13 protein-coding genes are annotated in these 14345 nt (G+C 59.7%); 4 read left to right on the forward strand and 9 right to left on the reverse strand.

Features of this window, described 5'->3' with window-relative positions; genetic code table 11:
- The first annotated feature begins 805 nt into the window (after nt 1-805).
- Both AAHK20_RS05060 and AAHK20_RS05065 read left to right on the forward strand, forming a co-directional pair.
- Nucleotides 806-1111: a helix-turn-helix domain-containing protein gene (locus AAHK20_RS05060; protein WP_449180591.1), complete on the forward strand. Its 306-nt coding sequence runs from the start codon at nt 806-808 to the stop codon at nt 1109-1111.
- A gap of 47 nt (nt 1112-1158) precedes the next feature.
- Nucleotides 1159-2031: an ATP-grasp fold amidoligase family protein gene (locus AAHK20_RS05065; protein WP_449180345.1), complete on the forward strand. Its 873-nt coding sequence runs from the start codon at nt 1159-1161 to the stop codon at nt 2029-2031.
- 59 nt (nt 2032-2090) lie between these two features.
- Here the strand turns inward: AAHK20_RS05065 and AAHK20_RS05070 are convergent, their stop codons facing one another.
- The 3 genes from AAHK20_RS05070 to AAHK20_RS05080 form a co-directional block, all read right to left on the reverse strand.
- Nucleotides 2091-3656: a hypothetical protein gene (locus tag AAHK20_RS05070; RefSeq protein ID WP_449180592.1), complete on the reverse strand. Its 1566-nt coding sequence runs from the start codon at nt 3654-3656 to the stop codon at nt 2091-2093.
- A 711-nt stretch (nt 3657-4367) separates the two neighbouring features.
- Entirely contained in the window at nt 4368-5465 is a 1098-nt protein-coding gene (locus tag AAHK20_RS05075; protein WP_449180346.1) for a glycosyltransferase family protein, read from the reverse strand.
- 10 nt (nt 5466-5475) lie between these two features.
- Nucleotides 5476-6441, reverse strand: coding sequence for an FkbM family methyltransferase (locus AAHK20_RS05080; protein ID WP_449180347.1), 966 nt, complete (start codon nt 6439-6441; stop codon nt 5476-5478).
- Between the two features lie 223 nt (nt 6442-6664).
- Here AAHK20_RS05080 and AAHK20_RS05085 point away from each other — a divergent pair, with 223 nt between their 5' ends.
- Nucleotides 6665-7414 carry an aldolase gene (locus AAHK20_RS05085; protein ID WP_449180593.1) on the forward strand — a complete coding sequence of 250 codons (750 nt, stop codon included), beginning with the start codon at nt 6665-6667 and terminating at the stop codon, nt 7412-7414.
- A gap of 29 nt (nt 7415-7443) precedes the next feature.
- On the opposite strand, the gene AAHK20_RS05090 is transcribed toward AAHK20_RS05085, so the two are convergent.
- From AAHK20_RS05090 to AAHK20_RS05100, 3 genes are all read right to left on the reverse strand, one after another.
- Complete coding sequence (locus tag AAHK20_RS05090; RefSeq protein ID WP_449180594.1) at nt 7444-8568, reverse strand: branched-chain amino acid ABC transporter substrate-binding protein; 1125 nt, start codon at nt 8566-8568, stop codon at nt 7444-7446.
- Between the two features lie 82 nt (nt 8569-8650).
- Nucleotides 8651-9715: an ornithine cyclodeaminase gene (gene ocd / locus AAHK20_RS05095; RefSeq protein ID WP_449180348.1), complete on the reverse strand. Its 1065-nt coding sequence runs from the start codon at nt 9713-9715 to the stop codon at nt 8651-8653.
- 65 nt (nt 9716-9780) lie between these two features.
- Complete coding sequence (locus tag AAHK20_RS05100; RefSeq protein WP_449180349.1) at nt 9781-10812, reverse strand: histone deacetylase family protein; 1032 nt, start codon at nt 10810-10812, stop codon at nt 9781-9783.
- Between the two features lie 116 nt (nt 10813-10928).
- Between AAHK20_RS05100 and AAHK20_RS05105 the strand changes: the two genes are divergently transcribed.
- Nucleotides 10929-11420 carry an Lrp/AsnC family transcriptional regulator gene (locus AAHK20_RS05105; protein ID WP_449180350.1) on the forward strand — a complete coding sequence of 164 codons (492 nt, stop codon included), beginning with the start codon at nt 10929-10931 and terminating at the stop codon, nt 11418-11420.
- A 17-nt stretch (nt 11421-11437) separates the two neighbouring features.
- Here AAHK20_RS05105 and AAHK20_RS05110 read toward each other — a convergent pair whose 3' ends face one another.
- From AAHK20_RS05110 to AAHK20_RS05120, 3 genes are all read right to left on the reverse strand, one after another.
- Nucleotides 11438-12487, reverse strand: a complete 1050-nt coding sequence (locus tag AAHK20_RS05110) for a 2-dehydropantoate 2-reductase (RefSeq protein ID WP_449180351.1) — start codon at nt 12485-12487, stop codon at nt 11438-11440.
- Nucleotides 12488-12502: 15 nt separating this feature from the next.
- Complete coding sequence (locus AAHK20_RS05115) at nt 12503-13270, reverse strand: class II aldolase/adducin family protein (RefSeq protein ID WP_449180352.1); 768 nt, start codon at nt 13268-13270, stop codon at nt 12503-12505.
- Between the two features lie 153 nt (nt 13271-13423).
- Complete coding sequence (locus AAHK20_RS05120) at nt 13424-14260, reverse strand: c-type cytochrome (RefSeq protein ID WP_449180353.1); 837 nt, start codon at nt 14258-14260, stop codon at nt 13424-13426.
- Nucleotides 14261-14345 lie beyond the last annotated feature (85 nt).

Genomic DNA, 14345 nt, shown 5'->3' on the forward strand with positions numbered 1-14345 from the left:
GTTCGAAATGCCTAAGGTTAACCAGAATCCATTCTGCGCGCTAAGCTCCATTGGGCGATTGATACGCCTGTTCGGTATCACTCGTCATGTAGCCTCCTCACGAATTTTTCTCTGAGCGCATCACAGCGCGCCGGAATGGACTGAAAGGGTGATGAAGCACATCGGACTTCTGGTTTTTCATGAATGCTCCGTGGCAGCCGCTGGTGCCATCGGAGATGCCTTCCACCTCGCTAACGAGTTCGAAAAAGCGGGGGGCGTAGAACCTCCCTATCGGCTCTCCGTGCTGTCGGATGAAGGCGGCATGGTGCAAAGCGCGTCCAGTATTCCAATCTGGACGCAAAGATTGGAGCGATATAGCGTCGCGGACTTCCACGCGTTCTTTGTGGCTTGCCGCGACGCTGCCGCCTCGGTGGAATCCAATGATCGCCTTCTCGCATGGATCGCCCGTCAAGGCTCCATCGAATCGTTTCGCATCCAGCAAGGTGCGAATCTGGCGATCGTCTATAGGAACGCCTTCCAATCGACCGTACCGATTTTTGTCTTTGAAGACGGTTTCTCCGAGAGCCGGACAGGCAGCGCAACCCCCGCGGATTTCGCGCTTGGGCAGATCGAACGAGACCTGAGTCCGGACACCGCCCGAAAGATCGCGCGCGTCTTGCATCCAGGCTTCATCGAACACACGAGGACCGGATTCGACGATGTAGGAATCACGACAACGACCGACAAGATCAGGGAGTCCGCACGCTGGATCAAGGAGAACTACAGCAATGCGATTTCGGTCGCGCAGGCAGCGGAATCCGCGGCGATGAGCAAGCGCAATTTTCAGCGTTGCTTCAAGCGCGAGTTCGGCGTCACGCCGTTGGAGTACTTGCTGCGCACGCGCTTCGAAGTCATTTGCGACATGCTGAGAAATACCAATCTGCCCGTCGACAAGATTGCGAGGCGGTGCGGGATGGGTGACGGCAACCGGCTCGGGCGGCTCTTCAAGGAGCGATACGGCATGTCGGCCACGCAGTTCCGGGCGCAACAGCATCTGGATCACGTCGAGCGCCGCGCGTCTTCGGACAGAGCGTGGGGTTCCGCGGACTTGACCTTGCGATTGAGCCCCTGAGTTTCTGCGCAAAGCGTGGCCAGCCAACTCGAGATAGAGACATCAAGATGACTGGAAGAATCAAGGAAGCGGCGAAGTCCTTATTGCCGGATGCCGCCTTTCTGTATCTGCTGCACCATAAGTGCATCGGCCGATATCCCAATCTCATTCGTCCCGCGACCTTCAACGAAGGGATTCTGCAACGCAACCTTCGGCCCGATCCGCGCTATGCCGAGTTGACCGACAAGCTTGCTGTCCGTCCTTATGTGGACGCCAAGCTTGGCAGTCAGCATCTCATTCCGCTGATCGCGGCTCCGGACGCCTTCACGCAAGAGGTTTTCGACGCGCTCCCGAACGCCTTTGTCATGAAGGCAAACCACGGGAGCAATTTCGTTGAGATCGTCAGAGACAAGGCGCAGACGTCGTTCGAGACATTGCAGCATCTCGCCGCGCAATGGTTAGCCTCCGACTTCTATAAGGTCGCGCGAGAGAACCACTACCGGCAAATCAAGCCTCGCCTCTTCTTCGAGCATCTGCTTTTAGACGAACGCGGCGAGGTTCCCGCCGACTTCAAGATCCACTGCTTCGGCGGACGAACAGGGCACCCCATCCTCTACATACTGGTGATTTCGGACCGGTTCGGGAGCAACACGCACGGCGATGTCTACGATGCCGATTGGAACCATCTCGACATCGCCATCGGCGACTACAAGCGCAGCGCAAGGCCAGGCCCCCGTCCGGAGAACCTCGATTCGGTGTTGGCTGCCGCAGCCACGCTTTGCGAAGACTTCGACTATGTTCGCGTTGACTTATATGCGCTGAAAAGCGAGGTCTACTTTGGCGAGTTGACGTTCACGCCCGGAGCTGGCGTGCTGCCCTTTACGCCAGACCACATCGACTACGAGTGGGGGAAGCTGCTAAGCCGGAACTCCCGGCGCTAGCATCGGTACGCGCGACCTATTCCCCGCTGCCAAGGCAAGCAGGGAATAGGTCTACACCATCAGGCGTCCGCGTTGCTCGCCACGAAGCTGGTGAACGCGTTGTAAGACGGATTCAGCGTAGTGCCATTGAGCATGATGCCGTACGTCTGATCCCCGCTATCGAGCACGTAGTACATCACCGATTGGATATTGTGGGTCTTTCTGTTCTGATAGAACTGGCCCAGCATATTGGTGATGTAGTTCGCACGATAGGCTTCGGATTGCTCGGGGCCCGTGTTCCACTCGGTAATGATGAACGGCACACCGTACCTGGCCTTGCAATAAGTCGGCAGATCGAAGCCTGGGCCCGAACCGTCGATGCCGATGTCGAAGATGTCCCCGTACACCTCATAGTTGTGCCACGTGGTGATATCCCATCGCACCTGCGGATGGCCACTGCTGCCGTCCGGTTGCATGCCGTCCCACAAGGCGTCCGACGCGCCAACGTCCCCGACGCAGAAGTTGATGCCGCACTTCGCCGAGGATTGAACCGACTTCACGCCGGCCATCATGCCGCGCATGACGCCGCGCATGACCGGCCAATTCGCGTTGTTGAAATCAAGCGCCTTGGTGCCTGCGTTGGTGGAGTTCAGGATGATGGCGGGATCGCGCGTCAATTCATTGCCGCACTCGTACATCGTCACGCCGTACGGCTTCAGCGCATTGGCAACCGCTGCGCCGACGGTATAGCCCTGACTGTACGCCGCCGATTCACCGCTCAAGAGATTGCCGCTGGCGTCATGCAAGCCCTGATTGATGAGCACCAGCAATGTGATTCCGGCCGACTGGAAAGCTGCGGCGAGGCTGACCACGGCACTCAACTGCGTCGGATCGCTCGAGCAGCCGACACGGTAGCTCGTGCAGCCCATGCCCTTCAGGATCGAAACGAGTTGCGCGGGTGAGTAGGTGTAGTCGTAGTGCCCGTTCACGCCGTAGAAGCTGCCGGCGGCAAAGGAAGGCGCAACGCGCGGATCGGTACAGTGCAGCCAGTATGTCGCAACCTCCGCGTTCACGTAGAACTGGCCACTCGTATTGCAGCAGTAGATGTTGCCGCCGTACCAAAGCAACAGCGAAACGTTGAACGTGTTGCCGACAGTCGCACCGTTCTTATAGATGACGCCGCCGACGACCGTCCATACCGCGCCCGTCTTGTCGATAATCGACGACGCGGAAGGGATCGTCGTGCCGTCGGGTGAAGTACCGCCGCCCAAGCGCGGATCGGTGGTCGCCGCCCAGCCCGCGCCGGTCCACGAGTAGAACTGGCCGCTGGTGTTTTCAACGTAGATGACGCCGCCGTAGTACAACGTCAGCTCGACGTTGTAGTTGTTCCCGGCTTGTACGCCGTTTTGGTAGACCACCCCTTGTGATACGGTCCATACAGCGCCGTTGCTGTCCACGAGAGAGGTTGCCGACGGCATGGTGGTGCCGCTCGCGGACGGCGTGGCGGCCGCATGGGCCGTTGCATTGCCGACTACCCCGGAGGTACCGCCGCTACCGCTTTCGGAGCCCCCGCCACCGCAGGCAGTCAAAATATAGCTTCCACCGATTGCGGTCAGGCCGGTAAGAAATTGACGTCGTTTTATCATGGCGAATTGATTCCCCTGTCGAGAAAATTCCCGATAAAAATCCAAATATTGACTTTGGAGATTTGAATGATTGACTGCTGACAGACGAAGTGTTTTTATTTCGCATTCCTTACAAGAACGCGCAGACACATTCCTCGCGGCAGAGTGAGAAGGTTGATCAGGCTACCAGCGGCGGCGTTCGATTTGACGTGATGGTCCAGCAGGCGGGTAAGCGGAGCCGATCGGCGCGCAAAGACGATCTGCGCGTCGCGGTGTGCTCACGAGCCTCTGGGAGACCAGTCTGGGTGCGACCCCACTGCCGTTTCATGCGGTAGCCGCGCGCCACGCAAACGTTTCACCGAACGAGCGCTTGTAAGCGTTTGCTCGGCAAATTCTTCACGCCGCTGTCGCGACCGGGGGAAATCGTACCTGGAATGTGCGAATGATCACACACGAAATAGGCGCATTCGGACAAATAGCAGAATTTTTTCGGATAGTTCGTTGCTTGGCAAAAGAATTAGACATTCTCTCGATGATAAGAGGATTGGTTACGCGACACTTTTAAACTTCGACCCCATATAAAGACGATTTCTTAGTCAAAAATCGAGGTCACTTTTACACGTCGCTTGTTCTTGGCGCGCTGATTCGTTCCTAAGCGGTTCAATGCATCTGCTTTGAAAGGAACAAAGACACTAAGACGCGCTGCGTACACGCGCTTAGCGCACGCTTCATTCACGTGCTGACTACTTCCTTAAAGAAACCCTGATATTGCCGGCGGCATGCGAGCCATCCAAACTCGTCTCTCACGCTTGACGCCCCCTTCGCCGAGGTCACATCCGGCCAATCACGCACGATCGTCTGCACGATTCCCGGTAGCTCTTCGATTTCGCGAAAGAGAATGACGTTGTCGAACTTCTGCGCCGCCCATTGCATGAACGGCGTTGCACGCGAAATCACGATCGGCACCCGGCCGGAGGCCTGGAAAAACGCGCCACTGACGAGCATCGTTTCATCAGCATGCGGAAGAATCATGACGTCCGCTTGGCCGAGTCTGTGTTCGAACGCTTCGTCGGACAGGAAGCCTTCTTCGAGGCGAACGGTGCTCTCGAGTTCTCGTTGACGCATGATGTCTCGGAGCATAGCGACGTGCTCGGGACTCCCTTTTCCGGCAATGTCCAACTTGCACTCGTGCGGCCAGACATTGAGCACCGCATCGATTCTCTTATATGGCCTGAGCTCTCCGAGCACCGAGAACAACGGCGCCGCGTGCTCACCCTCTCGCGTTGCCTGGTGATGCCCCGGAACGTCCCAGTAAAGGGGATGAGGCAAGTAACGGGCGCGATACCTATTCTGAAATCCCGGTGCGTGCACGACCCGAAAGTCCGCCAGGCTGATCATCAGCGCGATCATTTTCTTCGACAACCACCTATGCAGACCGACGGAGTCGTGAACAGCATGGTCGTGCACGAAATACACGACTTTCGCTCGCCCCAGCGCGGCGACGAGGCAATAGAAGGCGAAGATGGCGCACCCTGTTGGAGACAACACCATATTGACGCCGCGCTGCTTGAAGGCCCGTAGTTCGAGCCAGTGAAAGACGACGACGTTCTTGGACCGGAAAAGTTGAAAGAAGGCGCCGCGAAGCAGATTTTTGAGCGACATCGGCGTCACGCTGTACCCGAGGTCTCGAAGCAGCGTTTTCTGTACCTCGACGTAGCTGTTACGTGCGAGTGTGTAGGGAGACATCAGGATATGCGTGCTTGCTTCCGGTGCGGACTTTACGTGCGACGTGAACTCGACGTCTTTTGCAAATTCCGTAGCTTCTGTCATGCACAACCCCCTAAACAATCAGCAAATCTGTGTAATCCCCGTTCCCGCCAATTCGCTCGAACAATGTGTCGAAAGCCTCTTCCGACACTTCAATCGGAGCAGCATTCTCGTTGAGATCGAAGAACATGCTGTACCCGACGCCGCATAGCGCCTGCTTGAGCTTCTGGTAGGAACCGGAACGCCTCATGTGATAGGGCGAAAACTCGATAACCAGCGGAGGACGCTTAGCCAAGGTTCTTTGGGCGCCCTTTAGGACGTAGCCTTCGAAGCCTTGCGTGTCCATCCAGATCAGCGTGCTGGCCGGATCGATATCGTCGATGATCTTGTCCAGCGGCTCCGATTTGATGTTGATGACTTTCCGTTGATCTTCGCCGTACAAGCCTCGCTCACCTGAAAACCTGATGCGGTGATCCCCGTAGTTTGTCTCGGAGAGTTCAAACGAAAGCTCTTCATCCTCGTTTTCCCCCAAGGCGATGTTGTATGACTCCACTTCGGTCGAAAGACCGTTGATGCTGATATTGGCCGCTAACAACGAGTAGTTGAATGGCTCCGGCTCGAACGCCAGCGCGCGTTCGAAGTATCGTCGCTTGACGGCGGGAATGCAGATCGTCCCGATGTTTGCGCCAATATCGATGAGCAACTTGCACTCGAACCCTTTATCAAGCCGCGCGAGCACCTTTTCAAACTTCTCGAAGTCGTACCCACCATACAAATAGACGTCCCTGCCGATGCTCTGATCGCTCGAGGAAACCAAGAATCGTTCCTGGCCTATCGTCGTCAGCAGCAAAGTGTTGGGGTCCGCCGAGTCAAAGAAAACCACTCTCCCGTACTTGCCGACAGACTTGATGGGTTTCCAATAGAAGCGCTTCGCACCGAATACCAGCGCATTCTTTATCAACGACTTCAGCAATCCACGTTTTGGCGCATTTTCGAAGATCGGTCCAGCATGGGGCGTGACGTGGGCATCGATGTCCATCCAGTTCTCCGACTACAGGAAGGCTAGCGGTATCTCGCTTGTGCGGCTTCCTTGGGCGTACAGGGAAGAGACTACTGTGGGTAGATTGAGAGGTATGCAACTTCGCAGGTCGATTCTAGCGGCCGAGCCGGTGGGCTAAGCGCTAGGCGGCGCAAACTCGTGTAATGTTGTCCGAAAACGTTGAAGTGCCTAACAGGAGATCGGATCAGTGAGCGAGCAATCCATTCGCGATGCCGCCGGCATCGGCGGCAAAGAGATATTCCATCACCAGGAAGTTGCGGCACTCCGCGGCGACCTTGCACTCGCCCTTCGCGCCGCCGCGCACTTCGGGCTTGGCGAGGGTGTTTGCAACCACTTCAGCGTGGCGCTTCCCGGCGAGCATGGCTTGTTTCTGCTCAACCCGCGCGGGCTCATGTGGAGCGAGGTCATGGCTGATGACATCGTCATCGTGGACGCAGCCGGAAACGTGGTCGCCGGGCGGCACGAAGTGGAACCCACCGCGATGTTCATTCACGCCGCCATTCACCGGATCGCCAGGAAAGCCTGCGTTTTACATACTCACATGCCATACGCAACGGCGTTGACGCTCACGGAGGACTGCGGACTGGATACCACGCTGTCGCAGAACGCGATGCGGTATCACGGCCGAGTGGCGTTGGACCGCAACTACAGCGGCCTCGCGCTGGACTCCTCGGAAGGCGAGCGCATCGCTCATGCGCTCGATGGGCGGGATATCGGTTTCCTTGGGAACCACGGTGTCGTGGTCTGCGGCGATCGGATCGACTACGCGTTCGATGACTTGTACTACCTCGAGCGCGCCTGCGCGACGCAGGTCATCGCGCTTTCCACCGGACGTTCGCTGCGCCCAGTGGCGGCGGACTTGGCGCAACAAGTGGCCACTCAAATTCAGGGTGAGCGATTGCAGTCGGAACTGTTCTTCGCCGCGTTGAGAAGAACTCTCCCTTCTCGCTAAGCGTATTTGTCGCTCACCCCAAGGCCGCCTCACATCCGCACGACATCGAGCAAGATCTTCTTGTCATCCTTATACGAGAACACCGAGATCACGCCGTGCTTCAAGTCCCCTTGAGCCGTGAAAGTGGTCTCGCCAATCACGCCCTTGTAGTCGGTTGACGGCATCGCCGCGAGCACTTTGGCTGCGTCCACGGAGTTTGCGCGCTTCATCGCGTCGACGATGATGTACACCGCGTCGTAAGCGAACGGCGCATACACTTGCAGCGGCTGATGAAAGCGAGCCTCGTACTTGCGCGCGAACTCGACGCCGCCCGGCATCTTTTCGAGCGCCATGCCTGCCTCCGAGCACACGATGTTGTCGGCTGCGGGACCGGCGAGTTTCATGACGTCGGTCGAGCAGACGCCGTCGCCGCCCAGTATCTTGGCTCGCACGCCCAATTGCCGGGCTTGTTTCGCGAACGGGCCGCCCGTGGCATCCATGCCGCCGTACAGGATCGCATCGGGATTTTCGCCCTTGATCTTCGTGAGGATGGCGCGGAAATCGACGGCCTTGTCGTTCGTCGCATCGTGCGACACCACCGTCATGCCCGCGGCTTTGGCGGCTTGCGCGAATTCGTTGGCTAAGCCCTGCCCATAAGCCGTCGAATCGTCGACGATAGCGACCGTCTTGACGGCAAGGCTTTTCGCCGCATACGCGGCGAGGGCCGGTCCCTGCTGCGCGTCCGTGGCGACGACGCGATACGTCGTATTGAAGCCTTGCTGCGTGTAGGCCGGGTTCGTCGCGGCTTGCGAGATCTCGACGATGCCCGCGTCGTGATAGATCCGCGATGCGGGAATCGACGTGCCGGAATTCAGATGACCGACAACGCCGGCCACTTTATCGTCAACCAGCTTCTGCGCGACCTGCGTGGCTGTGCGAGGATCTCCCGCATCGTCTTGCGGATCGAGTTGCAGGGTCACACGCTTTCCGCCAATCAGCAGGCCGCCGGCATTGATCTCTTCGACTGCGAGCCGTGCACCGTTCTCGCTATCCTTGCCCAGATGCGCAGTGCCTCCGGTAAGCGGTGCGACGTGACCAATTCGCACGACCTCTTGTGCATGTGCGCCAAACGAAAAAGCCACGGATGCTGCCGCAATCAGGGCGTTCTTGTAGATGTGTCTCACTTCATTGTCTCCTTGACGGGTGCGCGTAAGCACCCGTTCGTTCATTTATCGACGGACGACGGTTTACTTAGGCTTAGGCCCGCAGCATTGCAAGTGAGGGCCGCGCCAGCTCATGCTGAACTTTTCCCACCGCCAGCCCGAAAAGATCCTTCGGGTCTTGAGGAGCGGGAATGAGGTCCAGTTCGATGCCGATGCGCCGTTCACGCGCGACAGCATGCAGATAGCGCAGCGCCGAGAAATCTTCGAGCGCGAAGCCGACCGAATCGAACACGGTGACTTGCGAAGCGGACTCGCGCCCCTTCTTTTTCCCCGACACGATGCGATGAAATTCGACGACGGGAAATTCCGCGGAAAGCTGCTGGATATCGCCTTCGATGCGCGTCTGCGGTTCGTACTCGACGACCACGCTCGCGCGCCGCAGCACATCGGCGTGCAGCTCCGTCTTACCGGGGCAGTCGCCGCCGACGGCGTTGATATGCATCCCGTCTTCGATCATCTCCGGCGTCAGAATCGTGGCGTTCGTCTTGTCCGCCGTCACGGTCGTCACGATGTCCGCGCCGCGCACCGCCTCTGCCGTGGATTCAGCGCGAATGATTCGAAGACCCTTGTAGGGCTGCAGGTTGCGAAGGAGCTTGTCGGTCGCCGCCGGGTCGACGTCGAACACCCTGATCTCTTCGATTCCGAGCATCTCGTGAAACGCGATCGCCTGGAACTCGCTCTGCGCCCCGTTGCCGATCAAGGCCATGGAACGGGAGTCCGGGCGCGCCAGGAAGCGGGCAAACAGCGCGGACGTCGCAGCGGTGCGAATCGCCGTCGTCAGCGTCATCTCGCTGAGCAGCAACGGATAGCCCGTATCGACATCGGCCAGCACGCCGAAAGCCATCACGGTCAGCAGGTCCGCCTTCGTGTTCTTGGGATGCCCGTTGACGTACTTGAACGAGTAGAGCTTGTCGTCGGAGGTCGGCATCAGCTCGATCACGCCGTCGGTCGAGTGGCTTGCGAGCCGCGCCGTCTTTTCGAACGTATGCCACCGGCGATAGTCCTGCTCGATGTAGCTCGCCATCGAGGCAAGCACCCGTGTCACGCCAACTTCCTGAACGAGTTTTGAAACGTCATTCACATCGATATATCGAGTCATGCTTCATACTCCTTATCATGCAACTAGCGACGGCCGGATAGCGGCCAGGCGCATCGGAAAGCGCTTCAGGTGCGTCCTTCGAATCCCAACAAGACGTTGACTGCATTGATGCCGATCTCGTCGACCATGTACCCCCCCTCCATCACGAACAGCGTGGGGACGTCGAAACCGGCGATGACTTCACCGATGCGCAAGTAGTCCGGCGTGCGCAGCCGGAAGTGACTGATGGGATCGTGTTCGAATGTGTCGACCCCGAGAGAAATGACCAGCGCATCGGGCGCATGCCGCGTGATCGCCGTGCCGGCGTGATGCAGCGCGGCCTCGTATTCGCTCATTGCCGTGCCTTTGGGCAGGGGCATGTTCAGATTGAATCCCACTCCCGCACCCACGCCTTGCTCCCTCGCATAACCGGCGAAGTACGGATACGAAACACTGGGCTCGCCGTGTATCGAGACGAACAGCACGTCGGAGCGATCGTAGAAGATGTCCTGTGTGCCGTTTCCATGATGGAAGTCGATGTCGAGAATCGCTACGCGTGCTGCGCCGCGGTTGAGGCAATGCTGGGCTGCGATCGCTGCGTTGTTCAGATAGCAGTAGCCGCCCATGTATTCACGCCCGGCGTGATGTCCAGGCGGGCGGCAAAGTGCAAATGCGGCGCGCACGCTTTCGCCAAGCACATCCATTCCCGTCAGGGCGGTGTTCGCGCTCGAACACACCGCCGTCCAGGTCCCCTCGTTGATCGGCGACCCGGCATCCATCGAGAAGAAACCCAACTTGCCGTCGATGGTTTGCGGCACGTCGGCAGACGGCAAGCCGCGCACGGGCCACACGAGCGGAAGGGCCTGGCAGCTGCGGCCGGTCGCCGTCCATTCGTCCCACGCGCTAGCGAGGAAGTCGACATACCGCTCGCTGTGAGCACCGATATAGCTGTTGCGATCGTAGGATTTCGGACGAACCACATCGCCCAACCCGGTGGACTTGACGCGCGCGAGGACGGTCTCCGCGCGCTGAGGTTTTTCGAATGAGTCGGAGATCGCGCCGTCTTTGAGTTCGACGCCGTGGTGCAGGCTGTGATCGCTGCTGTAGATGGTAAGCATGGTTGACTGCTGCGTTGACGATAACGAACAGTCTACTGAGTGAGCGGTAGAACGATTTTGCTTTCGATTGCGCCGGAGCCTACACTATTGGACAAATCGCCTAACGACTATCGAATATGAGCACAAATCGCCCAACCATCGCCATGGATGCCATCGACCGCTCGATGCTGCGACTCCTTCAGGACGACGGCGCGCTGTCGAATGCGGCGCTGGGCGAGCAGCTTTCGCTCAGCGTGACGCCCTGCTGGCGACGTCGCAAGCATCTCGAAGATCAGGGTGTGATTACCGGGTATCAGGCGAACATCGACCGGCGCGCGGTCGGACTGAGCCTGCTCGCGTTCGTGCATATCACGTTCAACAGTCACTCGGACAAGACGGCCGACAATTTCGAAGCGGTCATGCGCGGCCGGCCGGAGGTGCTCTCCTGCCACAAGATCACCGGCGTCGCGGACTACCTCTTGCAAGTCGTCGCGGCCGATCTGGACGCTTATGGCGAATTCATCGAGCGCGTGTTGAGGCGGCAGGCCGGCGTCGCTTCCATACAGTCGAGTCTCGCGCTGCGCGAAGTGAAGTATTCGTCGCGTGTGCCGATTCTGGAAGGAGAGTGAGTCTGCGCTCGCAACAGTTATGCCGGCAGCCGCCGATCCCGCGCGGGCGTGCCGCGCGCCGCGGCACGCAGCTCGGCCAGTAACGCATCCCCTGTCCATGAAGGACGCACCTCGCTTCGCTCAGCTTGTCGCACGAGCTCGCAAAGGCGCTCATTCACAGGCGCCCGGTGTCCGACGCGCCGGGCAAGCGTGACCACTTCGCCGTTGATCCAATCGATTTCCGTCGCGCGTCCCGCTGCCAGATCGTCGGACATCGACGAGCGCGCCAACGGATCGATCGTCAGCATCGCGCGCGCGAGCCGCTCGAACCACGCATCGGGCATGCTGAGGAAGCGCGGCATCCACGCGGGCGGGATCGGTGTCAGCCGGGCCGGCTGAATGCCAGCCCGCGCCAACAGCGCGAGCGCTTCTTTCTGCGCCATGCCGAGGCAACGCCGGTAAGCGCGTTGCGAAAGCTCTTCCTTTAGCGGCCGGTTCGCGAGCGCGTTGATCGCGTTGTTGAGGTTGAGCAGCAATTTGGCCCACTGCACGGGCAACATGTCGTCGTGCTGAGTCAGCGGCAATCCCGCCTTGTCGAAGTCGCCGGCGAACGCCTGCAAGCTCGGCGCGCGCTTGATCTCCAGTTCGCCCGCCGAGCCCTGATGAAAGGCGCCTGGGCCGCGTTCGATCACGTTGAACGGCACCATGCCCTCCAGCACGGTGTTGTGCGGCAACGCGGCGCGCAACACGTCGGCGTTGCCGACTCCGTTCTGGAAGCTGACCACGATCGTGTCAGGGCGCAGGACGCTTGCCAGCTCGGCCGCGACCGCCGCTGTCGCCGCGGACTTGACCGTGACGAGCACGAGATCCGCAGCGGCGGCGGCGGCGCAGCTCGTCGACGCGTCGATGCAGTCGGGGGAAACGTTCCAGCGTCGCTCGCCAAACTGCGTCAGCGTGAGCCCGTGGGTGCGCAACGTGTCGCCAACGCGCGCACGCGCGACGAACACGACATTGCTTCCACCGGCAAGCAGCCGACCGCCGAGGTAGCAGCCGATAGAACCGGCGCCGTAGATACAGATCTTTGCCATGTGCTTACACGCGCGTTAGTCGGCGTAGCCCGGGCTGCGGCGGTCAAGCCGGCGCAGCAGCCCCGGCCATGCGAGCGCCCCGGCGCCGGCGCCCTTCGTCGCCTGAGGGATCTGCTGCGTGATGCCGTCGAGGATGGGTTGCGCGATCGGCAAGAGCTTCGAGCCGCCGGCCTGCGCGCGGACCTGGATCATGCACGACGCTTCGAAGAAGTACATCGCAACGAATGCGTCGGCGGGCGACGCGCCGGCGGTCAACAGACCATGGTTGCGAAGCATCAGGAACGTGTTGCGGCCGAGATCGCTCACGAGGCGCGGTTTCTCGTCTTCGTTGAGCGCGATGCCTTCGTAGTTGTGATACCCGAGCGACGCGAGCACGACGAGCGACTGCTGGGAAAGCGGCAACAAGCCCGCTTCCTGAGCCGACACGGCGACGCCGTTGACCGAGTGCGTATGCATCACGCAGTGCGCATCCTCGCGCGCCGCATGCACGGCGCTGTGGATATTGAAGCCAGCCGGATTGACCTCATAGGGCGAGTCGGACACCTTGCGGCCGTCGAGATCGACCTTGACCAGCGATGAGGCCGTGATCTCGTCGAACATCATTCCATAGGGGTTGATCAGGAAATGATGCTCCGGGCCGGGCACGCGCGCGGAAATATGCGTGAATATCAGGTCATCCCAGCCGAACAGCGCGGTGAGCCGGTAGGCTGCCGCAAGGTTGACGCGCGCCTCCCATTCTTCAGGGGAAACGGTGTGCTTCAGGTTGAGGTCGGATGAGGCCACGTCGATGCTCCTTATTCAAGGGTTCCGGCAGGTCAGAAAACTGAGCTGTCGGCGCATGATGTCGGGAATCTCATGTGAAATCTGTCGGATAGCCGACAGGTCGCGAGACCCGTGTTATCCGGCTTGCATCGCCCGAACTCTCGTTCGGATGCCTTACCGATCCACCTTCCGCGGCGCCATGTACGCAAGATAGGCGACGATCAGATCGATCTCGCGATCGCTCAATTGGTCCGGCGCAAAACCAGGCATGGTCCGGCCGGGCCAATTCCGAACCGATGCGGGATCGCGAATGTAGCGGTGTAACGCAGCGGGCTTGAAGTACTCGACAGGATTCATCGGCACGTTGAGGTCGGGGCCGGTGTCCGCGCTGCCCGCGTGGTTGAGCCTATGACAGGCGAGACACTGCGTGATGAACAGGCTCTGGCCTGCGCGTATCGGATCGGTTGCGGGTAGCGCAGGATCGACGGCGAGCGCCGGCCAACGCGCCGATGGAGAAGGTTGCGTCTTCAGTTTCGCGATCTGGTAAGGCCACTGCTCGCTGCGCACGGATGCCGCTTCCTGGCCGACCCACACCAAATAGAACGGTCCCGCGCTGACCGGCTTGCCCGGCAGCTTCGGCCACGGCTTCGCAGGGTCTTCGATCGCAAGCCAAGCGACGGCTTTTGCAGGGTCACGGTTGCGCACGAGGTCCATTGGCAGTTGCGCGGCGAAGCCATCGGTCGCGAGTGCCTCGAGCACGTTGTCCGCAGGGATCGCCGCAGCGTCGAGCAGGTCGGCGAGCGGCACTGCGCGGTAGGTCGTCGACGTGCCGTAGGCGACATCTTTCGGGACATGAATTTCGGCCGCGTCGGGACGGGCCAGCAACGCCCCTTGGCTAAACGATTGGGTCTTGCCGCCGATCGTGAGTTCGACGGTGGGCTGCGCGACCGCAGGATTGGCGATCACGCCGAGTGTCAGCAGCAAAACCGCAAACCACACGTGTTTCAACATATCTCCTCCCTGAGTTGTTGTTCCCGGCCACCGATTCCCACCGGTTCATTTGGCGCGAAGTAAGGATTATGTCAGCGACGGTAAA

The sequence above is a fragment of the Trinickia camelliae genome, from assembly GCF_053525655.1.